Annotated in this window: 28 protein-coding genes and 1 pseudogene; 19 read left to right on the forward strand and 10 right to left on the reverse strand. The window is 73.8% G+C overall.

Features of this window, described 5'->3' with window-relative positions:
- The first annotated feature begins 15 nt into the window (after positions 1 to 15).
- Both B085_RS0129915 and B085_RS0129920 read left to right on the forward strand, forming a co-directional pair.
- Positions 16 to 1,035 carry an isopenicillin N synthase family dioxygenase gene (locus B085_RS0129915; RefSeq protein ID WP_018562287.1) on the forward strand — a complete coding sequence of 340 codons (1,020 nt, stop codon included), beginning with the start codon at positions 16 to 18 and terminating at the stop codon, positions 1,033 to 1,035.
- A 38-nt stretch (positions 1,036 to 1,073) separates the two neighbouring features.
- A complete protein-coding gene (locus tag B085_RS0129920; RefSeq protein ID WP_018562288.1) occupies positions 1,074 to 2,150 on the forward strand; it encodes a PP2C family protein-serine/threonine phosphatase in 1,077 nt (358 codons plus the stop codon).
- A 15-nt stretch (positions 2,151 to 2,165) separates the two neighbouring features.
- Here B085_RS0129920 and B085_RS44240 read toward each other — a convergent pair whose 3' ends face one another.
- Together B085_RS44240 and B085_RS47550 are read right to left on the reverse strand one after the other, a co-directional pair.
- Positions 2,166 to 3,050 (reverse strand): peptidoglycan recognition protein, encoded by an 885-nt coding sequence (locus B085_RS44240; RefSeq protein WP_018562289.1) that lies wholly within the window; start codon positions 3,048 to 3,050, stop codon positions 2,166 to 2,168.
- Between the two features lie 189 nt (positions 3,051 to 3,239).
- Positions 3,240 to 3,685: pseudogene (locus tag B085_RS47550) on the reverse strand (alpha-amylase); the annotation flags it as partial.
- 310 nt (positions 3,686 to 3,995) lie between these two features.
- On the opposite strand from B085_RS47550, the gene B085_RS0129940 reads away from it, so the two are divergent.
- Entirely contained in the window at positions 3,996 to 4,757 is a 762-nt protein-coding gene (locus tag B085_RS0129940) for a class I SAM-dependent methyltransferase (protein WP_018562290.1), read from the forward strand.
- A 20-nt stretch (positions 4,758 to 4,777) separates the two neighbouring features.
- Here the strand turns inward: B085_RS0129940 and B085_RS0129945 are convergent, their stop codons facing one another.
- A complete protein-coding gene (locus B085_RS0129945; RefSeq protein ID WP_018562291.1) occupies positions 4,778 to 5,566 on the reverse strand; it encodes a class I SAM-dependent methyltransferase in 789 nt (262 codons plus the stop codon).
- 22 nt (positions 5,567 to 5,588) lie between these two features.
- Positions 5,589 to 6,827 (reverse strand): DUF4032 domain-containing protein, encoded by a 1,239-nt coding sequence (locus B085_RS0129950; protein WP_018562292.1) that lies wholly within the window; start codon positions 6,825 to 6,827, stop codon positions 5,589 to 5,591.
- A gap of 65 nt (positions 6,828 to 6,892) precedes the next feature.
- Here B085_RS0129950 and B085_RS0129955 point away from each other — a divergent pair, with 65 nt between their 5' ends.
- A complete protein-coding gene (locus B085_RS0129955; RefSeq protein ID WP_037732785.1) occupies positions 6,893 to 8,272 on the forward strand; it encodes an FAD-dependent oxidoreductase in 1,380 nt (459 codons plus the stop codon).
- 18 nt (positions 8,273 to 8,290) lie between these two features.
- Here the strand turns inward: B085_RS0129955 and B085_RS0129960 are convergent, their stop codons facing one another.
- Positions 8,291 to 9,220, reverse strand: a complete 930-nt coding sequence (locus B085_RS0129960; RefSeq protein ID WP_018562294.1) for a hypothetical protein — start codon at positions 9,218 to 9,220, stop codon at positions 8,291 to 8,293.
- 91 nt (positions 9,221 to 9,311) lie between these two features.
- On the opposite strand from B085_RS0129960, the gene B085_RS44245 reads away from it, so the two are divergent.
- Both B085_RS44245 and B085_RS0129970 read left to right on the forward strand, forming a co-directional pair.
- A complete protein-coding gene (locus B085_RS44245) occupies positions 9,312 to 9,683 on the forward strand; it encodes a hypothetical protein (RefSeq protein ID WP_018562295.1) in 372 nt (123 codons plus the stop codon).
- Positions 9,684 to 9,697: 14 nt separating this feature from the next.
- Complete coding sequence (locus B085_RS0129970; protein WP_234018696.1) at positions 9,698 to 10,012, forward strand: hypothetical protein; 315 nt, start codon at positions 9,698 to 9,700, stop codon at positions 10,010 to 10,012.
- 88 nt (positions 10,013 to 10,100) lie between these two features.
- Here B085_RS0129970 and B085_RS0129975 read toward each other — a convergent pair whose 3' ends face one another.
- Entirely contained in the window at positions 10,101 to 10,421 is a 321-nt protein-coding gene (locus B085_RS0129975) for a hypothetical protein (protein ID WP_018562297.1), read from the reverse strand.
- A 78-nt stretch (positions 10,422 to 10,499) separates the two neighbouring features.
- Positions 10,500 to 11,024, reverse strand: coding sequence for a PadR family transcriptional regulator (locus B085_RS0129980; protein ID WP_018562298.1), 525 nt, complete (start codon positions 11,022 to 11,024; stop codon positions 10,500 to 10,502).
- 71 nt (positions 11,025 to 11,095) lie between these two features.
- Between B085_RS0129980 and B085_RS0129985 the strand changes: the two genes are divergently transcribed.
- Positions 11,096 to 11,869 carry an alpha/beta fold hydrolase gene (locus tag B085_RS0129985; protein ID WP_018562299.1) on the forward strand — a complete coding sequence of 258 codons (774 nt, stop codon included), beginning with the start codon at positions 11,096 to 11,098 and terminating at the stop codon, positions 11,867 to 11,869.
- Here the strand turns inward: B085_RS0129985 and B085_RS0129990 are convergent.
- Positions 11,794 to 12,477 (reverse strand): class I SAM-dependent methyltransferase, encoded by a 684-nt coding sequence (locus tag B085_RS0129990; RefSeq protein WP_018562300.1) that lies wholly within the window; start codon positions 12,475 to 12,477, stop codon positions 11,794 to 11,796. The two genes, B085_RS0129985 and B085_RS0129990, sit on opposite strands and share 76 nt — an antisense overlap.
- A 6-nt stretch (positions 12,478 to 12,483) precedes the next feature.
- Here B085_RS0129990 and B085_RS0129995 point away from each other — a divergent pair, with 6 nt between their 5' ends.
- The 7 genes from B085_RS0129995 to B085_RS50190 all read left to right on the forward strand — a co-directional run bounded on the left by B085_RS0129995 (position 12,484) and on the right by B085_RS50190 (position 18,529).
- Entirely contained in the window at positions 12,484 to 12,819 is a 336-nt protein-coding gene (locus tag B085_RS0129995) for a YnfA family protein (RefSeq protein ID WP_018562301.1), read from the forward strand.
- A 135-nt stretch (positions 12,820 to 12,954) separates the two neighbouring features.
- The gene (locus tag B085_RS0130000; RefSeq protein ID WP_018562302.1) at positions 12,955 to 13,725 is read left to right on the forward strand and encodes an MHYT domain-containing protein; all 771 of its coding nucleotides are present in this window, start codon (positions 12,955 to 12,957) and stop codon (positions 13,723 to 13,725) included.
- 125 nt (positions 13,726 to 13,850) lie between these two features.
- A complete protein-coding gene (locus B085_RS44250) occupies positions 13,851 to 16,325 on the forward strand; it encodes a nitrate- and nitrite sensing domain-containing protein (protein WP_018562303.1) in 2,475 nt (824 codons plus the stop codon).
- Positions 16,322 to 16,744 (forward strand): roadblock/LC7 domain-containing protein, encoded by a 423-nt coding sequence (locus B085_RS0130010; protein WP_018562304.1) that lies wholly within the window; start codon positions 16,322 to 16,324, stop codon positions 16,742 to 16,744. Before B085_RS44250 ends, B085_RS0130010 begins: the two co-directional genes overlap by 4 nt.
- A 14-nt stretch (positions 16,745 to 16,758) precedes the next feature.
- Positions 16,759 to 17,154, forward strand: a complete 396-nt coding sequence (locus B085_RS0130015) for a DUF742 domain-containing protein (protein ID WP_018562305.1) — start codon at positions 16,759 to 16,761, stop codon at positions 17,152 to 17,154.
- The gene (locus B085_RS0130020) at positions 17,135 to 17,725 is read left to right on the forward strand and encodes a GTP-binding protein (protein WP_018562306.1); all 591 of its coding nucleotides are present in this window, start codon (positions 17,135 to 17,137) and stop codon (positions 17,723 to 17,725) included. Before B085_RS0130015 ends, B085_RS0130020 begins: the two co-directional genes overlap by 20 nt.
- Before the next feature lie 147 nt (positions 17,726 to 17,872).
- Positions 17,873 to 18,529, forward strand: coding sequence for a hypothetical protein (locus B085_RS50190; protein ID WP_018562307.1), 657 nt, complete (start codon positions 17,873 to 17,875; stop codon positions 18,527 to 18,529).
- A 26-nt stretch (positions 18,530 to 18,555) separates the two neighbouring features.
- On the opposite strand, the gene B085_RS0130030 is transcribed toward B085_RS50190, so the two are convergent.
- Both B085_RS0130030 and B085_RS0130035 read right to left on the reverse strand, forming a co-directional pair.
- Complete coding sequence (locus B085_RS0130030; protein WP_026251589.1) at positions 18,556 to 18,984, reverse strand: PPOX class F420-dependent oxidoreductase; 429 nt, start codon at positions 18,982 to 18,984, stop codon at positions 18,556 to 18,558.
- A 34-nt stretch (positions 18,985 to 19,018) separates the two neighbouring features.
- The gene (locus tag B085_RS0130035; RefSeq protein ID WP_018562309.1) at positions 19,019 to 20,038 is read right to left on the reverse strand and encodes an alpha/beta fold hydrolase; all 1,020 of its coding nucleotides are present in this window, start codon (positions 20,036 to 20,038) and stop codon (positions 19,019 to 19,021) included.
- 238 nt (positions 20,039 to 20,276) lie between these two features.
- Between B085_RS0130035 and B085_RS44260 the strand changes: the two genes are divergently transcribed.
- The 5 genes from B085_RS44260 (at position 20,277) to B085_RS44265 (ending at position 24,866) form a co-directional block, all read left to right on the forward strand.
- Positions 20,277 to 22,547 (forward strand): nitrate- and nitrite sensing domain-containing protein, encoded by a 2,271-nt coding sequence (locus B085_RS44260; RefSeq protein WP_018562310.1) that lies wholly within the window; start codon positions 20,277 to 20,279, stop codon positions 22,545 to 22,547.
- Positions 22,544 to 22,954 (forward strand): roadblock/LC7 domain-containing protein, encoded by a 411-nt coding sequence (locus B085_RS0130045; RefSeq protein ID WP_018562311.1) that lies wholly within the window; start codon positions 22,544 to 22,546, stop codon positions 22,952 to 22,954. Before B085_RS44260 ends, B085_RS0130045 begins: the two co-directional genes overlap by 4 nt.
- Before the next feature lie 6 nt (positions 22,955 to 22,960).
- Complete coding sequence (locus B085_RS0130050; protein WP_018562312.1) at positions 22,961 to 23,353, forward strand: DUF742 domain-containing protein; 393 nt, start codon at positions 22,961 to 22,963, stop codon at positions 23,351 to 23,353.
- Positions 23,354 to 23,405: 52 nt separating this feature from the next.
- A complete protein-coding gene (locus tag B085_RS0130055) occupies positions 23,406 to 23,885 on the forward strand; it encodes a macro domain-containing protein (RefSeq protein WP_018562313.1) in 480 nt (159 codons plus the stop codon).
- A gap of 96 nt (positions 23,886 to 23,981) precedes the next feature.
- Positions 23,982 to 24,866 carry a DUF6397 family protein gene (locus tag B085_RS44265; RefSeq protein WP_018562314.1) on the forward strand — a complete coding sequence of 295 codons (885 nt, stop codon included), beginning with the start codon at positions 23,982 to 23,984 and terminating at the stop codon, positions 24,864 to 24,866.
- The last annotated feature ends 249 nt before the right edge of the window (positions 24,867 to 25,115 follow it).

The raw sequence follows: 25,115 nt of genomic DNA on the forward strand, positions 1-25,115 counted from the left end.
TGCGGACACCACACCATGACGCTCCAGCTCCCCGTGATCGACCTCTCCGCGGCGGACCGCGGCCCCGAGGCACGAGCCCGTCTCCACCGCGAACTGCACTCCGCCGCCCACGAGGTCGGCTTCTTCCAGCTCACCGGCCACGGCGTGACCGCCGACGAGACCGCCGCCCTGATGCGGGCGATCCGCGCGTTCTTCGCCCTGCCCGAGGCCGACCGGCTCGCCATCGGCAACCTGAACTCCCCTCACTTCCGGGGCTACACCCGCACCGGCGAGGAGCGCACCGGCGGCAGCCGGGACTGGCGCGACCAGCTCGACATCGGGGCCGAGCGCCCGCAGCACGTCCCGGCCGCGGGCGAGCCCGCGTACTGGTGGCTGGAGGGCCCCAACCAGTGGCCGGGGTCCCTGCCCGAGCTCCGCGAACTCTCCCTGGCATGGATCGACCGGCTCAGCCGCGTCGCCCACCGGCTGCTGCACGAACTGCTCGCCGCCATCGGCGCCCCCGAGGACTTCTACGACGCGGCCTTCGCCGACGAGCCGCACCTGCACCTCAAGCTCGTCCGCTACCCGGGGACCGCACCCACCGGCGACGACCAGGGGGTCGGCGCGCACAAGGACTACGGCTTCCTCACCCTGCTGCTCCAGGACGAGGTCGGCGGCTTGCAGGTGGAGCGCTCCGACGGCCGCTTCCACGACGTGCCGCCGCTGCCCGGCGCCTTCGTCGTCAACCTGGGCGAACTGCTGGAGGTCGCCACCGACGGCTACCTCAAGGCCACCAACCACCGCGTGGTCAGCCCGGCCGGCGCCCGCGAACGCTACTCCGTGCCCTTCTTCTACAACCCGCGCCTCGACGCGCGCGTCGCCCCGCTCCCGTTCGAGCACGCCCACCGCGCGCCCGGCGCCACCCGGGACCCGGCCAACCCGCTCTTCGCCGAGTACGGCCGCAACGAGCTCAAGGGGTGGCTGCGCGCCCACCCCGAGGTCGCCCGCAGGCACCACCCGGAGCTCGTCGGGGCCGCGGCCGCGCCCACCGGCTGAGACGCGCGGCCCGCGCCCCCCGCGGTTACGGTGCCTGCATGGGCACGGCTCCGGCCGGGGACGGCACACTGCGGATCGGCGCACCGCCGCGCTGGCTGCGCCTGCTTCCGGTCGTCCTCCTCACCGCGCTGATCCTGGCCCAGGGCGTCACGCCCGGCGATGTCGAGCTCGGCGCCTACTACGCGGCGGTGGCGCCGCTCGCCGCGCTCACCTACGGCGTGGCGGGCACCGCGGTCATGGCGGCCGCCGTCGTGGTCGTCATGGAACTCCCCGTCGTGGGTTCGGGGACGCTGGTGGGCGCCGAACTCGGCGCCGTCGTCCTCATCGGCGCCCTCAGCGTGGTCATCGCCGCGGTGCAGCAACGCTTCCGGGGCCGCCTGGTGCTGGCCCGGACGGTGGCGGAGGCGGCGCAGCTCGCCGTCCTCGCCCCGGTGCCCGGCACGGTGGGGCGGGTGCGCTGCGCCGCCCTGTACCGGGCCGCGCAGCGCGGCACCCTGGTGGGCGGCGACCTGTACGACGTGCGGCCCGGCCCCTTCGGCGTACGGGCGCTGGTCGCCGACGTCCAGGGACACGGCCTCGCCGCGGTCGGCACGGTCGCGGCGCTGCTCGGCGCCTTCCGCGAGGGGGTGCTCGACGAGCGGGAGCTGCGTGGAGTTGCGGGACGCCTAGAACGGCGGCTCTCCCTGGACGCCGCCGGGAACGCCGAGTTGTTCGCCACCGCGTTGCTGCTGGAGTTCCCCGACGACGGGTCACGGGTGCGGCTGGTCTGCCAGGGGCACCCGCCCGCGCTGCTGCTGCGCGACCGCGAGGTGCGGGAGCTGGAGTGCGACCCCGGTCCGCCGCTCGGCGCGGGCCTGCCCGGACAGGCGCCGGCCCTGCCGTCGGTGGTGACCCTGCTGCCGGGGGACGTGATCCTCGCGTACACCGACGGCGTCACCGAGGCCCGCGACGCCTCGGGCACCTTCTACCCGCTCGCCCAACGCCTCGCCGCGAGGCTGGCGGAGGGCGCCGACCGCTCCCCGGAGGCGATCGTCGACGCGGTCTGGGAGGACCTGCGACGGTACGCGGGCGCGGTCGGCGACGATGTCGCGCTGCTGGCGCTCGCCCCCCGATGACACGGGAGGGGCCGGTCAGCCCTTGCTCTTCGCGGCGCGCAGCGGGGGGCGGCCCTGCAGTCGTGCGGCCTCGGTGCGGATCTCCGGGAGCTTGGCGTACAGCTCCTTGCCGGGGCAGTCGGTCATATAGGCGTCGCGGTGACCCGCGATGACGTGGAAGACCGCCCGCTCGCCCTTCTTGAAGCGGCTCTTGCTGCTGCTGGAGACCAGGCCGACCTCGCCCCGGGGATCGATGTCGGACAGCCCGAGCTTCCAGGCGGCGATCCGGGCGATCGACTCGGCCATCGCCTGCGGGACGCTGCCCTTCGCGTCGTAGGTGCCGATCGCGGCGATGCCCATGGTGTCCTTGTTGAAACCGATCGAGTGCGCCCCGGTGACGGGGCGGTCGGAGCCGCCCGCGCGCCCCTCGTAGATCGTGCCGCACTTGTCGACGAAGAAGTTGTAGGCGACGTCGTCCCAGTGGCGGCTCTGGATGTGGCCGGAGTAGATGTCCCGGATGATCTGCGGCACGTCCTTGCACCGGTAGTCGTTGCCGCTGTCGGTGTGGTGCAGGAAGACGGCCTTGACCGTGGTGCTGTAGTGCGGGGGCTCGGTGCGCAGCGACTCGTCGGCCCCCCAGCTCTTGCGCGGGACGATGTCGGGTTCGTGGGCCGGGTAGAGCGGTACCCGCTGCAGCCGGGCCCGGGCGGCCAGGTCGGGGAAGGGCATGAGCTGCGGGCTCGGCGCGGGGCGGGCGTGGACGGCGGGCGGGTCGGTGTGGATGACCGCGCTGTGCACCCCGAGGGCGGCCACGGCGACGACGCCGGCCGTCCCTGCGGCCGTGGCCCAGACGCGCGTCGTACGGCACGGACGTCCGGCCGCGCGGCGGCGCGCGTGCTTGGCCGCACGGTGTGAACCCATGAAATGAACATCAGCTCAAATGACCGGCACGCGGGGAGAGGACACGCCGGAGGGACCGCTGACCTCACCCGGATGTCCCGGTGCCCGCTGCCCCGGGGTGTCCCGGGCTTCCCCGCGAGTCCCGCGGACCCGCCGCCGCGGTGACGACCGCGGCGGCGGGTCCGGGGGCCCGGGTCGCCGTACCGCTCGTCACCTCAGGTAGGGCCCGTCCGAGGCGACCTTGCGCGGCGCGGTGTTGCCGCCGCCCAGGTCGAGGACGTACACGCGCAAATTGGCCTTGCCGGCGCGCCGACGGACAGGCTCCCGCCGGTCACGGTCCTGACCGCGCCGGTCACCGCGTCCGTGTATGTGCCGTGGGTATCCCGGTGAACGTGGCGCCGCCGCTCACCGTGAGCAGCGCGAGGCTGTCCACGCCGGTGGCGGCGTCGGTGCAGCGGCGCTTGAAGGCCACCTCGCCGACGACCCCGGCCGTGGAGTACTGGCCCGTCTGCAGCGCCGGCACCGCCCGCCGGATCCGGTTCAGCCGCTGCACGTGCTTGACCGGCGGCTGGGCGAGGGTCGTGGCCACCTGTCCGGACGCCGAGCCCCACGCTGCGGAAGCCGGAGGCGGTGACCTGGCTCTCCAGGTGCGTCCCGGTGGCGCGCGCCGGTCTCCACCCGCTCCTCGGGGATCCGGTCGAGTGGAAGACGACCTCCGGGTGGGGTAAGGAGTCAAGGCCGTACAGCGCCTCGGGCCCGAACCGCTCCCCGTCCGGCAGGATCACCGCCTCGACGCCGCCCCAGTCGTCGTCGCGACCGGCACGCGTCCGCCGGTCACCCATCCCACCGGCCGTACCCCGCTTGCCGTCATGTGTCCCCCTCCGTGGGTGGGTCCGCAGGCCCTCGCTGGTCACTATGCGAGATGTGGGTATCACCTGGCGGACAGCCGAGGTTAGCGTGGCGGTCATGACGCGGGAATGGGACGCCACCACGTACGACAGCCTGCCGCTGCCCCACGCGCAGTGGGGCCGCAAGACACTGGACCGCCTCGCACTTCGCGGCGACGAGCGTGTGCTCGACCTCGGCTGCGGCACCGGACGTGACACGGAGGCGCTGCTCGGACTGCTGCCGCACGGCCGGGTCGTGGCCGTCGACGGCTCGCTGCGCATGCTGGAGCGGCTCCGTGGGCGCCTCGCCGGACGCCTGGACCGCGTCGAGGTCGTGCACGCCGACATCACCGGCCCCCTTCCGGTGACGGGCACGGTGGACGCCGTCACCAGCGTCGCCACCCTCCACTGGATCCCCGACCACGCCGCGCTCTTCCGGGGTGTCGCACGCGTTCTGCGCCCCGGCGGACGCCTCGTCGCCGAATGCGGCGGGCGCGGCAACATCGCCGGCGTCTCGGCTGCCGTCGACGAGGTCCTCGGCCCGCAGCCCGCCGTCTGGAACTTCGCGGGCGTCCAGGAGACCGAACAGCGCCTGCGGGACGCCGGGTTCACAGACGTCGAGGTCGCCCTCGTGCCCGACCCCGCCCGCCTCGAACCGGGCCCGCAACTGCTCTCCTACCTCGCGGTCGTCGTCCTCGGCGGACAGCTGGAACGCCTCCCCGCCGAGGAGCACGAGGCCTTCGTCCGCGCCGTCGCCGGGCGCCTGCGGGAGCCCGTCGTGGACTACGTACGCCTCACGATCTCCGCGACGCGCGGGCCCGGGGGCACCGCCGGGGCCTGACCCCGTCCCGGCCCGGCCGGTCACAGACGCCGGGTGATCCGCAGCTCCGTCAGGTACCGCTTCACGACGCGGCCGCCGTACCGGCCGTCGGCCAGCGCCCGGATGCAGGCCAGCAGCCCTTCCCGCCGCGCGGCGGGAAGGGCGCGGTGGTTGGAGTAGCTGAGCAGCAGGTCGAGGTACTCGGCCGTGGTGTACGGCAGTTCGCGCTCGTAGCGGTGGAAGACGGCCGGCCCGAAGCGCCCGGAGCGGTCCGTCTCCCCGCTGTCGGCGGGGACGAGGGCCGCGGCGCGCGGCCGCAGGCCGGGCGGCGTCGCCGGGTCGAAGCGCTCGTAGCACTCCTGCACGTCCGCGAAGAAGGCCCGCGAGCCGCCGTCCACGTGGTGGGTGCCGACGACGGCCAGCACCCCGCCGGGACGCAGCGCCTCGGCGGACTTGACGACCGCCACGGCGGGATCGACCCAGTGGAACGCCGTGGCCGAGACGACGGCGTCGAACGGCTCGTCAGGGAGCGGCCAATCCTCGAAGGCGGAGACGACCACCTCGACCCCGGGGAACCGGGCCAGCCTGCGCCGGGCGACCGCCGCCATCGACGGGCCCAGCTCGACCGCCGTGACCCGGAAGCCGCGCTCCGCGAGCGGCACGGTGGCCTGCCCCGTCCCGCAGCCGATCTCCAGCACGCGCGCGCCGGGACCGAGGCCCGCCACCGCGGCCAGGTCGTCGAAGAGCACGCCGGGGTACCCCGGGCGGACCCGGTCGTAAAGTTCGGCGTCCTCGTCGAAGACGCCCCGCAGCGAACTCCGGTCGGTCACGCGTCGAGACTACGGCCTCGTCCTAGTCCGGCGGCAGGGGAACGGCGGGCCCCTGCGGCGACGCGAGGAGCACGTTGTGGATGTAGTCCTCGACCGCCGCGTCCAGACCCACGTCACGCTGCGCCCGCTCCGACATCAGCCAGCGGTGCTCCAGCAGCTCGTGGTAGATCTGCGCGGTGTCCAGCGAGCCGCGCAGCTCGCGCGGCACGGCGCGGACCGTCGGCCGGAAGACGTCGCGCACCCACCGGTGGGCCAGCACCTCGGGACGGGCGCCCAGCGGGTCGCCGGGGGCGTAGTCCTCCTGGGAGGCCATCCACGTCTCGAGGTCGTTGAGGAGGCTGCGGGCCTGGTTCTCCTCGGCGTCCAGACCGGTGAGGCGGAGCAGTTGGCGCTGGTGGTGCCCGGCGTCCACGACCTTGGGCAGGAAGGTGACGTCGTCGCCGTCGGGCGACCTCTGGATCTGCATCTCCGCGACATCGAAGCCGAGGTCGTTCAGCCGCCGGATGCGCCGGTCGATGTAGTGCCGCTTGGCCACCGGGTACACCGACTCGCGGGTGAGCTCGTGCCACAGCTCCTCGTAGCGGTCCGCGATGGCCTGCCCGAAGGTGACCGGGTCCACCGACGGGTGCAGCGAGCCGCCCGCCTCCAGGTCCAGCAGCTCGCCCGCGATGTTCACCCGGGCCACCTCGATGTCGTACTCGCGCTGGCCGCGCGAGAGGGTCGGCTGGATCTGCCCGGTCTCGGCGTCCACCAGGTAGGCGGCGTAGGCGCCCGCGTCCCGCCGGAAGAGGGTGTTCGACAGCGAGCAGTCGCCCCAGGCGAAGCCCGCCAGGTGCAGCCGGACGAGCAGCACGGCGAGCGCGTCCAGGAGCCGGTTGACGGTGCCCGGGCGCATCGTCGTCTCGAACATCGAGCGGTACGGCTGCGAGCCGCCCAGGTGCCGGGTGATCAGCACCGGTTCCAGCGCCTCGCCGCGGTCGTCGGTGCGGCCGGTGACGACGGCGAGCGCGTCGACCGCGGGTATGCCCATGCGGTCCAGGTCGCGCAGCAGCCCGTACTCGCGGACGGCCGCCCACTCGCCGACCTCCTTGACCGCCACGACCTCGTCGCCGGCGAGGGCGAAGCGGACGACGTGCCGCGAGATGCCCCGGGGCAGGGACACCAGATGCTCCTCGGGCCACTCCTCCAGCGGCACGTTCCACGGCAGGTCGAGGAGGGTCGCCGGATGGTCCGGGGAGGTCGCGGTGATCTGCAGGTCCATGGCGCCCAGTCTGCGGCAACGGGGTGATCGCGCGGGACACCGGGGCGGCGCATACGCTGCGGGACATGAGGGAACGGCTGGTGGTCATCGGTGGGGACGCCGCGGGGATGTCGGCGGCGTCGCAGGCGCGCAGGAGGAAGGGGCCCGACGAACTGGAGGTCGTCGCCTTCGAACGCGGGCGCCGCACCTCGTACTCGGCCTGCGGGATCCCGTACTGGATCGCGGGGGACGCCACCGGCCCCGACAAGCTGATCGCCCGCACGCCCGAGAAGCACCGTGCGCGCGACATCGACGTGCGGCTCGGCACCGAGGTCGTCGAGATCGACCGGGACCGCGGACGGGTGCGCACCCGGGACGTCCTCGGGGCGGAGGAGTGGACGGGTTACGACCAGCTCGTCATCGCCACCGGCGCCGTGCCCAAGCGGCCCCCGATCCCCGGGATCGACGCGGACGGCGTGTACGGCGTGCAGATCCTGGACGACGGCGAGGACATCATCGAGGCCCTCGACAGAAGGCCGCTGCGGGACGCCGTCGTGGTCGGCGGCGGCTACATCGGCGTGGAGATGGCAGAGGCCCTGCTGCGGCACGGGCTGAGGGTCACCCTGGTGGAACGCTCCGAGCAGCCCATGGCGACCCTCGACCCGGACATGGGGCGGCTGGTGCGCGAGGCCATGGAGTGCCTCGGCATCACCGTCGTCACCGGAGCCCCGGTGCGTGAGGTGCTCACCGGGGCGGACGGCCGGGTCCGCGCCGTGGCCACCGACGCGGGCGAGTACCCCGCGGACGTCGTCGTGCTCGGCCTCGGCGTCGCGCCCAACACCGGACTCGCCCGGGACGCGGGGCTGCCGATCGGCGCGCACGGCGGCCTGCTCACCGACCGCGCGATGCGCGTGCGCGACGAGGAGGCGATCTGGGCGGGCGGGGACTGCGTGGAGGTCCTCAACCTGGTCTCCGGCGGCATGCAGCACATCCCGCTGGGCACCCACGCCAACAAGCAGGGCCGCGTCATCGGCACCAACATCGGCGGCGGTTACGCCACGTTCCCGGGCGTGGTGGGCACGGCCGTCAGCAAGGTCTGCGACCTCGAGATCGCCCGCACGGGACTGAAGGAGTCCCAGGCACGCGCCGCCGGGCTGCAGTACGTCACCGCGGTCATCGAGTCCACCAGCAGGGCCGGCTACTACCCGGGCGCCGCCCCGATGACGGTCAAGGCGATCGCCGAGCGGCAGACCGGACGACTGCTCGGGCTGCAGATCGTGGGCCGCGAGGGCGCGGGCAAGCGCGTGGACATCGGCGCCGTCGCGCTCACCGCGGGTATGACCGTCGAGCAGATGACCGCGCTCGACCTTGGGTACGCCCCGCCGTTCTCGCCGGTCTGGGACCCGGTCCTGGTCGCCGCGCGCAAGGCCGACGGCAAGGTCCGCGCGGACGGCCACGGCGTCTGAACCGCGCCCGGCGCGCGCTCAGGCGGGTCGTACGGCCAGCTTCTCCAAAGCCTCCAGCAGGCCGGGGAGCTCCGGCCCCCGGCCGACCGGCAGCACCTCGCCGGGCTCCTCGTCCAGCAGCACGAAGGCGATGTCGTCGGTGCGGGCGACCAGGCTCCAGTCCTCGCCGTCCACGCGCAGGGTGCGTACGCCCTCACCCGCGGCGGTCGAGCGTATGCGGCCGGGCGGCGGGGGCGTACGCAGGTACTCCTGGGCGGCCTCCAGCGCGCGCCGCACCCCGGGGTGGATGCCGTTCGATCCTGGCTCCCGCCGGGACGGCTCCTCGGGTTGCTCGGCGGACTTCTTCCCGGCGGACTCCGGAGGCGTGGAGTCGGGGGGCGTGGAGTCCGGGGGTGTGGAGTCCGGGGGTGTGGAGTCCTGCGCCGCGCTGTCCGGCGCGCCGGATTCATCCGAATCATCCGACTCGTCCCCGGCTTCCAGCTGTTCCCGCCAGATCCGCCACCGGAGGGCTATCTCGTCGGCGCCCAGGCGCCGCTGCGCCGGCCCCCATGTCGCGGTGTCGGGCGGCGAGAGCGGCGGGCCGCCCTCGGTCTCCGGCGGATCGTGCGGATCGGGGACACCGGGCGCCGCCACCGCGACCGGCAGCGGCCAGCCGGGCAGCGCGGCGACGACGGAGCGCTCGTCGGGGGACAGGTCGTACTCCAGCCCGCAGTCCCACGCGGCGAGGGCGCAGGCCACCAGTGCCGTGTCGCTGATCGCCACCGTCCACCGGGCGCCCGTCCCGTCCTGGCCGAAGACGAGGCCGTAGCCGTCGTCCACCGGATCGAGCCCGAGCTTCGAGCAGGCCGCCGGATAGTCGTCCGCCAGGACGCCCGGGAACTGCGCGGGCGTCAGCATCGCCGCCGTGAGCACGAACAGCGCGTCGTCGTCCGTCGCGGACACGGGCATCCCCCTCCAGTGGTTTCCGAGTGGTGGGCGCACCCTAACCACCGGGTAACACCCGCGTCGAGAGCGGGGCGCGCCCTGACGGCGGGCGGCGATGAGGAAACGGCGCCGTCGCCTCCGCTTCGACGGGCGCGAGTTCCTGTGGACCGCCGGCATCGGGCACGCCGAGCAGCCCGACGGCACCTGCCGCCGCGCCGTCCTCGTCCGCGTGACGGACGTGGCGGCTCCCGGCGGGCGCGCCCTCGTCGCCGATCTGGTGTCGGCATCGGCGCCCGGTCCGTGGCGACACTGCGGGACCGGCACGGCCCACCCGACGCCGCGCGCCGTCCGCCTGCTCGTCGAGCACACGCTCGCCGTCGGCTGGGAGTCCGACGTCCCCGGCGCCCCCCTCGTGCTCACCGCCGGAAGCAGCGACCCGGGCCTGCCGGGGTTCCGTCTGTCCGCGGGCGGGAACGCCCCTGGGTGAGAGGGGTGATGCGGATGGCCACCTGGCTCCGGAGGTTCACCGCGGCGCGGCCGCCGGCGAGGTCCGTGAAGCCCCCGCCGCCCGGTGCGGAGCCCGCACGCAGGGCATCCCGGGAGCGCAACCTCTTCGAGGCGGCGGCCGCCCATGTCGCGGCCTCCGTGGAGGGGGACGAGCAGGCCCTTGAGGCCGCCTCGGCGCGGGTCGCCCCGGAGGCGCTGATGTTCGGGATCAGCGAACTCGCCCGGCGTGCGGTCGTGGTGCTCGCCCAGGAGCGCGGAGTCCCGCCACGGGCCGTCGCCCGGTCGCTGCTCGGTCTTCCCGAAGGCTGAGGCGGCCGCCGCCCTCACCGGGTCCGGGACACGGAGTACGGGCTTCGGGCGCCGGTCTCCGGTCCGCGCTCTGCTCGGGGGCGGGCCGTCAGATCCGGACCTCCACGGCGGCCGCGACCGTGTTCTCCCGCGGGCCGAACCCGGGGAGGAACAGCCGCATGGAGCAGTGGTCCTCGGCCTCCACGCCGACCTCCGTGCCCCAGTACGCGCCCAGTCGGCGCGCCACGTCGACCAGCCGGCGCCGCTCCTCGGGCGAGTAGGCGGGGAAACGCACCCAGCCGTGGTCGGAGACGGCGCGGCCGAGGTCGTTGAAGAGAGTGGCCCGCGCGCGCTGCTCCTCCTCGTCCGTCAGCGGGGTCGGGTCCCCCTCGCGGGGCACCAGCCGGGCGTTGTAGAGCTCTCGAGTCACGGGCGGCCTCGCGCTTCTCCTCGGTCGGACGTCCGCAGGCTACCGCCCGCGCCGCCCCGGAGGGATCCGCGGCCGGACTCAGGACTCCAGGGCGTCCAGGGTGGTGCGCAGCCAGCCGAGCTCCGCCCGTGTGGTGGCCCGTGCGATCGTCAGCACGCCCCGCCGGAACGGGTCGTCCAACTCCTCCGCCCGCAGCGGGCGGTCGCCGTCGTGGAAGAAGCTCGTGGGCTCCTCCAGGAAGGCGAGCCGGCGGCGCAGCACCGCGCTCTGCAGGGCGGGGTTGTCGAGATGGCGCAGGAAGGCGAGGAGCGTGAACCAGCGGTTCTCGTCGGAGATGTCCGCGGTGTCCGGCTCCGCGAGCCGCCTGCGCAGCTCGGCGCGGCCCTCGGCGGTAAGTGTCAGCACGTGGCGCGGCGCGGCCACGGCGCCCGGCTGGGTCTCGCGGCTCAGCAGACCGGCCTTCTCCAGGCGCTTGATGGCCGGGTAGAGCGTGCTCTCGGCCACCGGTTTGACGTGCCCGGTGAGTGCGGCGATGCGCTTGCGCAGCTCGTAGCCGTGCAGGGCGGCGTCGTAGAGGAAACCGAGGATCGCGAGTTCCAGCATGGTGCCATTGTGTCGCAGCGACGCTGTACCCCGTTGACGTAATACATCGTGGTCGATGTATAGTCTCCTCCATGCAGCAGACACGATTCACCGATGACGGGGCGTGCATCCGCTGGACAGGGACACCCGGGACCGGCTCCGCGCTCGTCTACGTGCACGGGCTGGGCGCGGCCTCCTCCGTCTACTTCGCCCACGTAGCGGCGGATCCTGTCCTCGCCGGGCGGCGTTCACTCCTCGTAGACCTGCCGGGCCACGGCATCAGCGACCGGCCCGCCGCCTTCGGCTACACCCTGGAGGAGCACGCGGACGCCCTCGCCGCGGTACTCGACGCCGCCGGGACGGGCCCGGCCGATGTGGTCGGCCACAGCATGGGAGGCGCCGTGGCGATCGTCCTCGCCGCACGCCGGCCCGACCTGGTGGCGCGCCTGGTGCTGGCGGAGGCGAACCTCGACGCGCGTCCGCGTGTGACGGCCGGCAGCAGCGGCATCGCGGCCTTCACCGAGGAGGAGTTCGTCCACGGCGGGGGCTTCGCCCGCGTCCTGGAGCGGGTCGGCCCGCGGTGGGCCGCCACGATGCGCCTGGCAGACCCGGTCGCCCTGCACCGCACCGCCTCGTCACTGCTGCGGGGGAGCGATCCGGTCATGCGCGAACTGCTGCTCTCGTCGCCCGTCCCGCGCACCTTTCTGCAGGGTGAGTCGAGCGGTGACCTGACCGGCCGGGCGGAGCTCGAGGCGGCCGGGGTGTCCGTCGTGACGGTCCCCGGCGCCGGTCACAACATCATGTTCGACAACGCCTGCGCCTTCGTCGACGCCATTGCGAGGAACCGCTCGTCGGTGTCGGTGTAGGAGGTCATGGTCCATCCCGAGGACTTCAGCAGGGGCCCCAGGTTGGGCTCGGCACGCAGGTCGTCCGGGGTGAGTTCCCGGCCCTGCCGGGCGGCCAGCGCCGCCCGGCCGATCGGGTGGAAGAGGGCCAGCCGGCCGCCGCCGGGCCGGGTGACCCGGGCCAGTTCGCGCAGACAGGCCCGGGGGTCCGGCAGATGCCCGATCAGTCCCGCGGCGAAGACGGCGTCCAAGGTGTCGTCGCGCAGCGGCAGCCTGGCGCAGTCGGCCAGCAGCAGGGCGCCGTGTTCCCGGCGTCCCGCGCCCGCCGCGGCGGCGAGCATCTCAGGCGTCAGGTCGGCACCGACGACCGTCCCGGAGGCCCCCACGGCCGCGCGCAGGAACGGCAGTGCCCGGCCGGTGCCGCACCCCGCGTCGAGGACCGCCTGGCCCTCCCGCAGGCCCAGTTCGGCCACACCGGCCCGGTAGGCGGGGGCGTCGTCGGGGTAGCGGGTCTCCCAGTCGGCGGCGCGGGCGGCGAAGAACGCGCGGATCTGCGCGGGGTCGGTGTGCACGACGGTCCACCTCCGGTTCGGGGCACGCCCCGGGGCGCACGGGACGCGGGGCATCATGGTCGCATGATCCCGTTCCGCTCCGTCTGCTTGTTCCTGCTCGCCGCGCTGCTGGAGATCGGCGGCGCCTGGCTGGTCTGGCAGGGGCTGCGCGAGCACCGGGGATGGGCGTGGATCGGGGCGGGGGTCATCGCCCTGGGCCTGTACGGGTGTGTCGCCACCCTGCAGCCGGACGCCGAGTTCGGCCGCATCCTGGCCGCCTACGGCGGGGTGTTCATCGCGGGCTCGCTGGCATGGGGGATGGTGGCGGACGGCTTCCGGCCCGACCGCTACGACGTGGCGGGTGCCCTGGTCTGCCTGGTGGGCGTGGGGATCATCATGTACGCGCCGCGCAGTGGCTGAAACCCGCCTCCTTTGTGCAGGTTCGCGCTGTGCGTGATCGCCGGAGAACCGTATCCGTAAAGCACGTTGTCAAATAACGCAGGGTTCCGTCATGCCCCGAGCGTGCGAGCACCCTCGCACTAGCGTCCCGGGGCCATGGGACACATCGACCACGCCGCCTTCGGCTGGCTGACCCCGCTGCTCTCGTACGCCATGGCGTGCGTCGGCGCGGCGCTCGGACTGCGCTGTACCGTACGGGCCCTGGCCGCGACCGGCCGCTCCCGGCGCAACTGGCTGATCACCGCCGCGAGTGCCCTCGGCACCGGCATCTGGACGATGCACTTCGTCGCCATGCTCGGCTTCCGCGTCAGCGGCACCGAGATCCGCTACAGCGTCCCCCTGACCGTCCTCAGCCTCGCCGTCGCCATGGTGGTCGTCGGCCTCGGCGTCTTCGCCGTCGGCTACGGCGGCGGCCGCTTCCGGGCCCTCGTGATCGGCGGCCTCACCACGGGGGTGGGCGTGGCCAGCATGCACTACCTGGGCATGGCCGCCGTACGACTGCACGGCGCGGTGTCCTACGAACCGTGGCTCGTGGCCCTTTCCGTCGTCATCGCCTGGGCCGCCGCGACCGCGGCCCTGTGGGCCGCGCTCACCATCCACCGGCCCGTGGTCGTCGCCGGCGCCTCCCTGGTGATGGGCGCGGCGGTCAGCAGCATGCACTACACCGGGATGCTCGCCGTGCAGGTCCGGGTCAGGCCCTCGGCGGACGTGCTGTCCGGCTCCGGCGCGACCGCCTTCCTCTTCCCCCTGATCGTCGGGCTGGGCTCCTACCTCTTCCTCACCTCCGCCTTTGTCGCGCTCTCCCCGACGGCGAGGGAACGCCTCGCCTCCGCGACCGCCCAGCGCGTCGGCGAGGGGGCCCTGTGACGCCGCCACGGGGCCGCAGAGCGCATGCCGGACTCCCCGCGGACGAGGAACCGTCCTCTCACGCGGCCGACGGCGGACGGGACGGCGGGACCGCTCAGGGCAGGCTGAGCCTGCGCCCGAGGAGCGTGCGCGCGAAGATCGTGTCGCTGCTCATGGTGCCCGTCGTCTCGCTGATGGCGCTGTGGGCCTTCGCCGCCGTCACCACGGCCCAGGACCTCTCCGGGGGGCTGCGTGCCCAGCGCATCGCAGAAACGATCCGCGAACCGGTCGCGGGCACCGTGACCGCCCTGCAGGCCGAACGCCGCGCCGCCACCCGCTACCTGGCGCGGCCCACCACCGAGGCCGCCGCCGAACTGAGCAGGCGCGCCACCGCCACCGACCGCGCAGCCGCCCTGCTGCGAATGGGCGGCGGCCACACCGTCGCCGACGGCACCGGCCTGCCCGGCACCGCGGCCGTGCGGGTGCGCACCTTCGTCGGCGACGTGGAGCGACTGCGCGGACTCCGTCCCGGCATCACCCGGGGCGCGGTGGACTGGCGGCAGACGTACCGCGTCTACACCGACGCGGTGACCGACGGATTCGCGATCGGCGGCGCCCTCGCCACGTCCCGCGGCGAGCGCACCGCCCTGGAGATCGGCCGCGCCGCAGAGCAGCTGTCCCGCGAGGACGCCCTGCTCGCCGCGGCCGCCCTCACCCGTGGGCTCCCCACGGACCGCTACCGCGACCTGAGCGGCGCCGTCACCGCCCGCCGTGTGCTGCTCGCGGGTTGTACGGCCGACCTCGGCGGCGCCGGCCGTACCGCCTGGGAGCGGCTGACCCGCACCTCCGCGTACACGGACCTCGAGGCGATGGAGGACGCCGTCCTCGACGCCGGGCCGGGCAGGGACGCCGCGGAAAGCGCGGGCTCGGCCTCCTGGGACCGGGCCGCCGCGCAGGTGCTGTCCGGCCTGGAGAAGGTCGCCACGGCCGCCGCGCCCGCCGACCGGTCCATCGCGCAGAGCCTGTTGAGCACCTCGGGCATCGCCGTCCTGCTCGGCCTCCTCGGTGTCGTCGCCTCCCTCTTCATCTCTGTACGGATCGGCCGCGGCCTCGTCGTCGAACTGATCGGTCTGCGCAACACCGCGCTCGAACTCGCCCGCCGCAAACTGCCGCGCGCCATGCGGCGGCTCCGCGCCGGGGAGGAGATCGACCTCGGCAAGGAGGCGCCCCTCGGCAGGCACGGCGCCGACGAGATCGGCCAGGTCGCCGAGGCACTGGCAACGGTGCAGCGCGCCGCTCTGCGCGCCGCCGCGGAGCGCGCCGAACTGGTCAACGGGGTCTCCGGCGTCTTCGTCAACCTCGCGCGCCGCAGCCAGGTCCTCGTGCACCGTCAGCTGGCGCTGCTCGACAGCATGGAACGGCGCACCGAGGACCCGGGCGAGCTGGAGGACCTGTTCAGGCTCGACCACCTCACCACCAGGATGCGGCGGCACGCCGAGGGCCTGATCATCCTCTCCGGCGCCGCTCCGGGCCGCGCCTGGAGCAAACCCGTGCCCCTCACCCATGTGGTGCGCGCCGCCGTCGCGGAGGTCGAGGACTACGCCCGCGTCGAGGTCCGCCGGCTCCCCCTCGCGGCGGTCGTCGGCTCCGCGGTCGCCGACCTCACCCATCTCATCGCCGAACTCGTCGAGAACGCCACCCAGTTCTCCCCGCCGCACACCAAGGTGCGCGTCTACGGCGAGCAGGTCGGCAACGGCTACGCCCTGGAGATCGAGGACCGCGGGCTCGGCATGGGCAAGGAGTCCATGGACGAGGCGAACCGGCGTATCGCCCGGACCCAGGCGCTCGACCTGTTCGACAGCGACCGGCTCGGCCTGTTCGTCGTCAGCCGGCTCGCCCGGCGGCACGACGTCAGGGTCTCCCTGCGCACCTCCCCGTACGGCGGCACCACCGCCGTCGTCCTGCTGCCCACCGCCCTGCTCGACATGAGGGCACCCGAGGCCCGCGCCCCACGGGGCGTGGGGACGGGGGGCGCGGCGTCCGGCCCGCACGGACCCCGCCAGGGGCCCGCGGAGGTCCTGCCCCCGGCGGCGGCCTCCCCGCGCGGCGACGGCGACGGGCTGCCGCGCCCCTCCCCGCCCCGGTCCGACCGCCTGCCGGAGCCCCCGGCGCCCCTGCCCGCCCCGGCCCAGGACGGGGTGCCCGCTCCAGCGGTCGTCGGCGCCGCCGTGGCCGCGCCCGCCGCCGACGGAGGACTCCCGCGCCGAGTACGCCGCGCGAGCCTCGCCCCGCAGCTCCTGGAGCCTCGCGCACCCGAACGCACCCCTGGGCCGCAGGGCGTGGAGGACGCAGTCCCCGAACGGACGGCCGAGCAGGCGCGCTCGACGATGGCCGCATTCCGCCGTGGCTGGGTCCGGGGCGGCGGCACCGGAGCCCGCGACGCCGCCGACGGGGAGCCGGCCGGCCCACGCCCCCCGCGCCCCGCCCCGCAGCGCGCCGGCGTCCGGCCCGGCCCCGGAGGACCGGGCCACCGAGGCGGTACGGACACCACGCCCGAGGACGGCGAGCAGGACCACGCCGGCACCACGGACCCGGCACCCCGCGAAGGAGAGCACGAATGATCGACGCATCGAACCGGTCCGGTGAACTGGACTGGCTGCTCGACGACATCACGGACCGGGTGGCCCACGTCCGCCACGCCGTGGTGCTGTCGGGCGACGGCCTGGCCGTGGGCTCCTCACGCGGGCTGACCCGCGAGGACGCCGAGCACCTGGCGGCCGTCGCCTCGGGCTTCCACAGCCTCGCCAAGGGCGCCGGACGTCATTTCGCGGCCGGTCAGGTGCGGCAGACCATGGTCGAACTCGACCAGGGCTTCCTCTTCGTGGCCGCCGCGGGCGAGGGCTCCTGCCTTGCGGTGTTCACCGGTGCGGGCGCCGATGTCGGCCTGATCGCCTATGAGATGGCCCGCCTCGTCAAGCGCGTGGGCGAGCATCTGCACACCCCGCCGCGCCTCGGCGCCGCCGGCCCGGCCGCCGGTTGACCGGCACCCGGGTGATGAGCGGCGGGCACCAGCGCGGGCCGGACGGCCACTGGTACGACGACGCGGCCGGGCCCCTGGTGCGCCCGTACGCCATGACCGGTGGCCGTACCCGGCCCGGCTCGGCGGTCGCCGCCCTGGACCTGATCGCCCTGGTGCTCGCCGAACCCGGCGCCGCCGACGATCCCGCGCTCGAACCCGAGCACAACGCGCTGCTCGCGCTGTGCCGGGACGAGCCCCTGTCGGTCGCGGAGCTGGCGGCCGACGCCGACCTGCCGGTGGGCGTCGTACGCGTGCTCCTCGGCGACCTCCTGACGCTCGGCAGCGTACGGGTGAGCAGTCCCGTACCGCCGGCGCAGCTACCCGACGAGCGCATCCTGCGAGAGGTGATCAATGGACTCCGGGCACTCTGAGACGCCGGTCATGGCCCTGAAGATCCTCATCGCGGGGGGATTCGGGGTGGGCAAGACCACCATGGTGGGCGCGGTGAGCGAGATCCGGCCGCTGCGCACCGAGGAGCAGCTGACCGAGGCCGGGCGACATGTGGACGACACCATAGGAGTCGAGCGGAAGTCCACCACCACAGTGGCGATGGACTTCGGCCGCATCACTATCAGGGCCGGACTCTCGCTCTACCTTTTCGGCACCCCCGGCCAGGACCGGTTCTGGTTCCTGTGGGACGAGCTGTCACAAGGGGCGCTCGGCGCGGTCGTGCTCGCCGACACCCGCCGCCTGGAGGACTCCTTCCCGGCTGTGGACTTCTTCGAGCACCGTAAGATCCCGTTCGCCGTCGCCGTCAACCGCTTCCCCGGCACGCAGGAGCACCGCCCCGAGGACGTCGCGCGCGCCCTCGACCTCCAGGACGGCACCCCTGTCGTCCTCTGCGACGCAAGGGACCGCGCGTCGGGCAAGGAGGTGCTGATCGCCCTCGTCGAGCACGCCGGGCGGATGCACGCGGCGCGCCTTCTGGAGTCGGTGAGCTGACACTCCGTGGCGGAGCGGGGCACCTTAGCAGAACGGCGTCGCCGATGAAGGAATTCACCGTGCATTGAGAGACTCCCGGACCGGGTGCGTACAGGTGGCCAGACGGGGCGCACGGGCCCCGACGCCCCTACCGCTCAAGGAGTCCAGATGCACAAGCGGATCGGTGCCGCAGTCGCCGGAACGGCCGCTGCCCTCCTCCTCGTCACCGCCTGCGGCGGGTCGAACGGCTACGACCAGGCCGGCAGCGTGGCACCGGCGGCCCAGCAGCAGGACGCGGCCCAGTCGGCCACCGCGCAGCCGGGATCCGGGTACGGGTACGACAGCGAGACCTCGGACGACCCGTCCTCGGGCACCGACGACGGATACGCCGGCGGTACGGACGACAGCTCCGACAGCGGCACCACGGACGCCGCCTCCGAGAAGAAGTGGCCCATCCTGTCCGTCGTCAACGACGCCAAGCTCGGCGACATCCTCGTCGACTCCAAGGGCCGCACCTTGTACCGCTTCGACAAGGACACCGACTGGCCGATGGTGTCCAACTGCACCGGCGAGTGCCTCAAGAAGTGGCCGGCCGCCAAGCCCGTCACCAAGGCGCAGGCCGAGGCCGCGGGCCTCAACCCCAAGCTCGTCAGCACCTACACCCGGCCGGACGGCACCAAGCAGCTGTCGTACAACTGCTGGCCCGTCTACTGGTTCGCCGGTGACACCAAGCCCGGCGACACCAACGGCCACGGCGTGGGCGGCACCTGGTGGGCGATGGCCGCCAACGGCAAGAAGGCCAACGGAGGCAAGCCGATCCGCTGACCCGGCCGGCGGCCGGCCACCGGGGCTCAGTCCGCCACGCCGGACTCGGCGAGCACCTTGCCGATCCGCACCCGCACCAGGAGTTCACCGGGCACCCCATTGCGGGCCCCGAACTCCTCGGCGACGTCCTCGCCCATGTAACGGGCGGCGATCCGGGTGGCCCACTCCCGCAGCGGGCAGGGTTCCTCGCTCACCTCGGCCCGTCCCTGAAGCACCACGTACGCGAACGGCGGCCGGTCATCGTCCACACACAGGGCGACCCGGCCGTCGCGCGTGATGTTGCGGCCCTTGACGGTGGCCTTGCCCGTGTTGAACACGATGTCGTCGCCGTCCAGCAGGAACCATACGGGCGCCACATGGGGCGTTCCGTCCGCCCGCGTGGTCGCCAGCTTGCCCGTGCGCGTCCCGGCGGAGACGAAGGCCCGCCACTCTTCCTCGGTCATCCTGTGTCCCATGCCCCCATCCTGCCCCGGACGGCGGCCTGCGGCCTCAGGACCCGCTGGAGGGGTGCGACGGCTCGGCCTCCGGGTAGAGCGACACGTCCAGCCGTCCGCGCCGCAGCAGCCGGCGCCAGAGCACCGGGTCGTACTCCTGCGGCGTGGTGGTGGCGAGGAAATCCTCCAGCACGTCGACGAACCGGCCGGGCGCGTCATGGTGCGGGAAGTGCCCCGCGTCCTCGAACAGTTCCAGCCGGCTGCCCGGCATCGCGGTGTGCGCTCTCAAGGCGTGGCGCACCGGGATCACCCCGTCGTGCTCGCCCCACATGATCAGGGTCGGCAGACCCGCCGTCAGGTAACTGCGGTCCATCATCGTGATGACCTGCCCCCGTATGTCGACACCGGCACGGAGGGTGCGCAGAAAGGCCTGACGCGCCATGGAGCTGTCCAGCATGAGGTAGCGCTCCAGGACGTAGTCGAAGTCGTGACGGCCCAGCCCGAGCCCGCCGGTGGTCCGCAGCAGAGGCGCGAGCAGCCGCAGCGCCCCGCGTACGGGCGGTGAGGTGGCGAGTGGCAGCGCCACCTCGGAACCCGGACCGGACGCCAGGCGCAGCAACGGGTGCACCTCCGGCCCCAGGCCGCCACCGCCCACGATCACCAGGCGTTCGCAGCGCTCGGGGAACTGGTACGCGAACTGCATCGCGACGCCCGCCCCGAGCGAGTGCCCCACGACCGACACCCGGTCGACGTCCAGCACCCCCAGCAGGTCGCGCATCCCGCACGCGTAGGCCGCCACCGCGTAGTCGGCACGGGGGCGCTCACTGTCACCGTGGCCCAGGAGATCGGGCGCGATGACCGTGTGCCGGCGCCCCAGCCGGGGCAGGATGTGCGCCCATGTCGCCGAGGAGTCGCCGAGACCGTGGATCAGCAGCAGCGGCGGCCCGCTGCCGCCCAGCCGGAACGCACGCCGGTAGCCATGGATGTCGCGATGGACCAGAGGGATTCCCTGCGAACCGTCCTCCGCGTCCGGGGCGGGACCGTAGACCCGGCGCACGACCTGTCCCCGTTCCATGCGTCCAGCGTGCGGCAGGGGGGTTTCCCCCGCAATGCCGCGCCGTTAGCGCGAGGTGAACGCGCCGCGGGTGGAGCGGGCGGATCGAGCAGGGTACGCCGCTCCACCCGGCGCCGCACCCGCGAGCGTCACAAGGAAAGGGATTGTGAGATGTCACAGTCGGTGTCACCAAGAGGGCATTCGTGGGTCAGACTGTGCCCCTCCCCATCGAACCCATGGTCGACCGAGGACCTCACGCATGCGCCTGCGCCCCCGCACCATCCGCACGCAACTCGTGGTACTTCTCCTGGTGCCGCTGCTCTCGCTGGCGGGTCTGTGGACATACAGCACCTTCACCTCGGTGCGCGGGGCCTTCGCCCTCATGGGGATCGCCGACACCTACCGCTACTACGGGACCCCCGCGGACGACCTCGGACGGGCCCTGCAGGTCGAGCGGCGGCTCGCCGTCGCCTATGTGGCGTCCGACGGCGGGACCGGCGGCGCCGAACTGGAGAGCGCCGAGCGGACCACCGACCGGCTGCTCGCGGTCGTCCGCGAGCACGCGCGCGAACGGGCCCGGGGCACCGAACTGGACCTCGCCCAGCGGCGTCGGCTCACCGAACTGATCACCGCCGCCAAGGACCTGCGGCCGCTGCGCGACGACGTCAGGCAGCGCGACATCGGCTGGTCGATGACGCTCCACCGCTACTCGTCTGTGATCGACCCCATCTTCCGGCTGCGCGGATCGCTCGCCGCGCTCCAGAGTGGCGAGGTCGCCCGGCAGGGCGGTTTCGTCATCGACCTCGTACGTGCCAGGGAACTGCTGTCCCGCGAGGACGCTATGCTCACCGCCGCGCAGGTCGGTCCACCCATGACGGCCAGCCAGTACCGCGAGTTCATCGGGACCATCGACGGACGCAAGCTACTGCACTCCATCGTCGACCCCGAGTTGACCAAGGCCGCCAAGGAGAGCCTCGACGAGTTCGACGGCGGCAGCGTCGCCTGGTCGCTGGACTCCATGGAGACCGCGGCCCGCTCGGCGGGCGCCAAGGACGTCGGCCTCGTCGTCTCCCGTGACCGCTGGCGGCAGAACGCCGACCGGGCGCTCACCGCGCTCAGCGACATCAACGTCGCGGCGGCCGGCGAGGTGGGCGAGCAGGCGCGTGGCGACGGCATGGACGTGCTCGTGCGGACCGGCGCGGTCAGCCTCGCCGGACTCTTCCTCGTCGTCCTGTCGGTCGTCATCTCCCTGCTCATCGGGCGCGGCATCGCCCGCCGGCTCACGCTGCTGCGCAACCAGGCGCTGGAACTGTCGGGGAAGCGGCTGCCCGAGGTGCTCCGCAGGCTGCGCGCGGGCGAGGATCTCGACCATGACGCCGTCGCCCGCGCCGCACCCGACCTGCGCTTCGGCGCCGACGAGATCGGACAGGTCGGCCGGGCCTTCAACAACGCCCAGCGCGCCGCCGTCCAGGCGGCCGTCGACCAGGAGAAGCTGCGGCGCGGGGTCTCCGCCGTCTTCACCAATCTGGCCCGCCGCAGCCAGGTGCTGCTGCACCGTCAACTGACACTGCTCGACGCCATGGAGCGCCGCTCCGGTGACCCGGCGGACCTCGACGACCTCTTCCGCGTCGACCACATCGCCGTCCGCATGCGCCGGCACGCCGAGGGCCTGCTGATCCTCTCCGGGAACGCACCGGGCCGCGCCTGGCGCCGCCCGGTCCGGCTCGCGGAGGTGGCGCGCGCCGCGGTCGGCGAGGTCGAGCACTACCAGCGGGTCACCGTCCGGCGCATGCCCCGGGTGGCGCTGACCGGCCCCGCGGTCGCCGATGTGCTGCACCTGCTGGCGGAACTCATCGACAACGCCACGGCCTTCTCGCCGCCCGACACCAAGGTCGAGGTGCGCGGCGAGATCGTCGCCGGAGGCTACGTCCTGGAGGTCGAGGACCGCGGCCTGGGCATGAGCACCGAGCGGCTCGCCGACGCCAACAACGAACTCGGCGAGGCCGGCGCGGGGTCGGAACTCCCCGAGACCGACCGTCTGGGCCTGTTCACCGTCGGCCGGCTCGCCGCCCGGCAGGGAGTGCGCGTCACCCTGCGCCGCGGGCGGTTCGACGGCACCGTGGCGGTGGTGTTCATCCCGCAGTCGGTGCTCGTGGACGCCTCGGGCGACGACGTCGAGACCGGGGAGCACATGCTCCGTCCGCGCGCCGTGCCCGAACCGCCGGGTCCGGACCGGGCGGACGCCGCGCCGCGCACGCCGAGGCCGCGCCGGGGGCCGACCCGGCCGCGCGAGGAAGGCCGCACGGTGACGGGGTTGCCGAAGCGGCAGCGGCAGGCCAGTCTCGTAGCGCAACTGAGGGACGACGGCGTGCACCAGAGCCCGGCGGAGCCGCCCGGTGGGGGAGACGAAAGGGAACGATCTCCGGAAGAGGCTCGTTCCACCATCACTGCGTTCGCCCGCGGCCTGGCCCGCGGCAGGGACGCCGCAGCACCGCAAGGAACAGCGGAGACCGGGGAGATCGGGGGATGACGGTGAGCAGTGGACTCACGTGGCTGATGGACGATCTGACAGAGCGGGTGCCGCACGTCAGGCACGCGCTGGTGCTCTCCGGCGACGGTCTGGTGACCGGGGCGAGCACCAGTCTGGACCGTGCCACGGCCGAGCACCTGGCCGCCGTCTCGTCCGGGTTCCACAGCCTCGCCAAGGGCGCGGGCCGGCACTTCGACGCGGGCGGCGTACGGCAGACGATGGTGGAGTTCGACGACGGTTTCCTGTTCGTCACGGCCGCGGGCGAGGGCAGTTGCCTGTCCGTGCTCAGCGGGGTGCAGGCCGACGTGGGGCAGATCGCCTACGAGATGACCCTCATGGTCCACCGGGTCGGTGAACACCTCGGTGTCACGCCGCGCCGGCACGACGCGGCGGCACCGGGGGAGTGATGAAGCATGAACCCGAGCCCGCCGGGAGATGAGGGCGCGCTCTGGTATGACGACGAGGCCGGTCCGATGGTGCGCGCCTACACCATCACCGGTGGTCGCACCCGGCCGGACTCCGACAGTGACGTCGACCTGATCGCCGTCATGGTCCCGGCCGTCGGTACGGCCCCCGACGACAACCTCGACGAGGAGCACCTGGCGCTCCTGGACCTGTGCCGGGACGCCCCCCTCACCGTGGCCGAACTGGCCTCGGAGGCCGATCTCGCGCTCGGCGTCGTCCGCGTGCTGCTCGGCGACCTCCTCCGGGACGGCCATCTGCGGGCCGTCCGGCCCGTGCCGCCCGCGGAACTGCCCGATGTGGGGCTGCTCAGGGACGTCATCGACGGCCTGCGCGCCCTGTGAACCGGGCCGTCGACCAGACGGCGTTGTCGGACCCGGGACGTACGGTGACCCCATGGAGGGGATCACGTACGTCCGGGGGGACGCCACCGCGCCGCAGGGCAAGGGCGTCAAGCTGATCGTCCACGTCTGCAACGACGTGGGCGGCTGGGGGAGGGGATTCGTCGTCGCGCTCTCCCGCCGCTGGCCGGAGCCCGAGGCCGCCTACCGGCGGTGGCACCGCGAGCGAGCCGGCAACGACTTCGCCCTGGGAGCCGTCCAGTTCGTCCGGGTCGGCGAGTGGGTGTGGGTGGCCAATCTCGTCGGGCAGCGCGGCATCCGCAGGGGCGCGAAAGGCGTCCCCGTGCGGTACGAGGCGATCGACGCCGGGCTGGCCCTGGTGGCGCGGATGGCCGCGGAACTCGGCGCGTCGGTGCACATGCCCCGGATCGGATGCGGGCTCGCGGGCGGGCGCTGGGAGCGGGTCGCGCCGTCGATCGAGGAGCGGCTGGTGCGCCGCGGGATCTCCGTCACCGTCTACGACCACGGTGCGTGACGGGGAGTTATCCACAGGCCCCGGCGGATGTCGCCGCGAGGACCTACAGTCGTGACTGTAAGTGATGAGTCGCTACGGAAGGTCAGGGGGAGTGGCATGGCTGTCAAGGAGGCCACCGTCCGCGAGGCGCTCGGCATGCAGCGCGCCCGGGAGGAATTGTCCCTGGAGGCGGAAGAGTTCGAGGTCGCGCTGCAGACCGGCGAGGTGCGCACGGCACCGGCCGTCGGCGGACGCCGGCGTGTCGTGCGGGAGGACGTGGACCGGCTGCGGGAGGAGGAGGGCTTTCCCGACCGCCTGCGCGCGCGGCTGGCACTGGTGGGCAGCATCGAGGGCGCGGCACTGATCGGGATCAGCCGGGAGCGTTTCACCCGGCTCGCCAAGGGCGGCTTCCTCCGCCCCGTCCGCTGGTACGTCAACCGCTACCGGGCCGTGGTGTGGCTCTATCTGGCCGAGGACGTACGGCGGTTCGCCCGGGCCCAACCGGCGCTGCTGGAAGGCCGGCTGCCCGCCGCGCTGCGCGATGCCCTCGACGAGGGCGAGGACCGCCGCGCCCGCGGCTGGCGGGCGCGACGCGTGGAGGAACTCGTGCGGGACGCCGAGGACGCCTGGGCCGAGGCGTCCGCCTGGTCAGCCCTCCTCGGCCCGGAGGCGGCCGCCGACGCGGTGCCGGACGAACGTGAACGGGCCCACCTGCGCCGGCTGTGCCCTGCGCTCCCGGCCGGCAGCACGGGCTCGTACGCCACCCGTGAGCTGATCGAGGCCCAGACCGTGGCCTCCCACCCCGACGAGGTCGCCTTCGCCCAGGTCTCGCTCGCCGACGCGCTGCTGCGGGCCCGCGCCGCCGGCCCGGCCCCGCACCCCGAGCGCGCCACTCCGGCCGCCGCCCCGGTCCGGTCGGCGTCCCCGCCACCCTGCGCCGAGCCACCGCCACCGCCCCCGGTGTCGCGCAGCCGCTGGCGCCGCCTGCTCGGACTGGGGTGACGGGCCGGTGTCACACCGCGCGCCACCAGGCGGTGATGACGACGTCGTGACCGACGGCCCCGATCCTGCTGATCACCGACGGCGACTGCGACGTCCTGCGGGTGCGCCGCGAACACGCCTTCCTGACACCCCACGACGCCCGGCTCCCCTTCACGCCGCGGGGTCCGGTCTTCCGCATGCGCTGAGGGCCGCGGCCGGCGAAGGGCGACCCGCACGGTACCTGCGCAACGGCGCCGGGCCCCAGGGGGC

Source organism: Streptomyces sp. BoleA5 (assembly GCF_000373665.1).
In the GTDB taxonomy this organism is placed as follows: Bacteria; Actinomycetota; Actinomycetes; order Streptomycetales; family Streptomycetaceae; genus Actinacidiphila.

Bases quoted from the DNA above. Each gene is read 5' to 3' on its own strand.
- B085_RS0129915 (WP_018562287.1), top strand. From the start codon at position 16: ATGACGCTCCAGCTCCCCGTGATCGACCTCTCCGCGGCGGACCGCGGC.
- B085_RS0129920 (WP_018562288.1), top strand. From the start codon at position 1,074: ATGGGCACGGCTCCGGCCGGGGACGGCACACTGCGGATCGGCGCACCG.
- B085_RS44240 (WP_018562289.1), bottom strand. From the start codon at position 3,050: ATGGGTTCACACCGTGCGGCCAAGCACGCGCGCCGCCGCGCGGCCGGA.
- B085_RS0129940 (WP_018562290.1), top strand. From the start codon at position 3,996: ATGACGCGGGAATGGGACGCCACCACGTACGACAGCCTGCCGCTGCCC.
- B085_RS0129950 (WP_018562292.1), bottom strand. From the start codon at position 6,827: ATGGACCTGCAGATCACCGCGACCTCCCCGGACCATCCGGCGACCCTC.
- B085_RS0129955 (WP_037732785.1), top strand. From the start codon at position 6,893: ATGAGGGAACGGCTGGTGGTCATCGGTGGGGACGCCGCGGGGATGTCG.
- B085_RS0129960 (WP_018562294.1), bottom strand. From the start codon at position 9,220: ATGCCCGTGTCCGCGACGGACGACGACGCGCTGTTCGTGCTCACGGCG.
- B085_RS44245 (WP_018562295.1), top strand. From the start codon at position 9,312: ATGAGGAAACGGCGCCGTCGCCTCCGCTTCGACGGGCGCGAGTTCCTG.
- B085_RS0129970 (WP_234018696.1), top strand. From the start codon at position 9,698: ATGGCCACCTGGCTCCGGAGGTTCACCGCGGCGCGGCCGCCGGCGAGG.
- B085_RS0129980 (WP_018562298.1), bottom strand. From the start codon at position 11,024: ATGCTGGAACTCGCGATCCTCGGTTTCCTCTACGACGCCGCCCTGCAC.
- B085_RS0129985 (WP_018562299.1), top strand. From the start codon at position 11,096: ATGCAGCAGACACGATTCACCGATGACGGGGCGTGCATCCGCTGGACA.
- B085_RS0129990 (WP_018562300.1), bottom strand. From the start codon at position 12,477: ATGATGCCCCGCGTCCCGTGCGCCCCGGGGCGTGCCCCGAACCGGAGG.
- B085_RS0129995 (WP_018562301.1), top strand. From the start codon at position 12,484: ATGATCCCGTTCCGCTCCGTCTGCTTGTTCCTGCTCGCCGCGCTGCTG.
- B085_RS0130000 (WP_018562302.1), top strand. From the start codon at position 12,955: ATGGGACACATCGACCACGCCGCCTTCGGCTGGCTGACCCCGCTGCTC.
- B085_RS0130010 (WP_018562304.1), top strand. From the start codon at position 16,322: ATGATCGACGCATCGAACCGGTCCGGTGAACTGGACTGGCTGCTCGAC.
- B085_RS0130015 (WP_018562305.1), top strand. From the start codon at position 16,759: ATGAGCGGCGGGCACCAGCGCGGGCCGGACGGCCACTGGTACGACGAC.
- B085_RS0130020 (WP_018562306.1), top strand. From the start codon at position 17,135: ATGGACTCCGGGCACTCTGAGACGCCGGTCATGGCCCTGAAGATCCTC.
- B085_RS50190 (WP_018562307.1), top strand. From the start codon at position 17,873: ATGCACAAGCGGATCGGTGCCGCAGTCGCCGGAACGGCCGCTGCCCTC.
- B085_RS0130030 (WP_026251589.1), bottom strand. From the start codon at position 18,984: ATGGGACACAGGATGACCGAGGAAGAGTGGCGGGCCTTCGTCTCCGCC.
- B085_RS0130035 (WP_018562309.1), bottom strand. From the start codon at position 20,038: ATGGAACGGGGACAGGTCGTGCGCCGGGTCTACGGTCCCGCCCCGGAC.
- B085_RS44260 (WP_018562310.1), top strand. From the start codon at position 20,277: ATGCGCCTGCGCCCCCGCACCATCCGCACGCAACTCGTGGTACTTCTC.
- B085_RS0130045 (WP_018562311.1), top strand. From the start codon at position 22,544: ATGACGGTGAGCAGTGGACTCACGTGGCTGATGGACGATCTGACAGAG.
- B085_RS0130050 (WP_018562312.1), top strand. From the start codon at position 22,961: ATGAACCCGAGCCCGCCGGGAGATGAGGGCGCGCTCTGGTATGACGAC.
- B085_RS0130055 (WP_018562313.1), top strand. From the start codon at position 23,406: ATGGAGGGGATCACGTACGTCCGGGGGGACGCCACCGCGCCGCAGGGC.
- B085_RS44265 (WP_018562314.1), top strand. From the start codon at position 23,982: ATGGCTGTCAAGGAGGCCACCGTCCGCGAGGCGCTCGGCATGCAGCGC.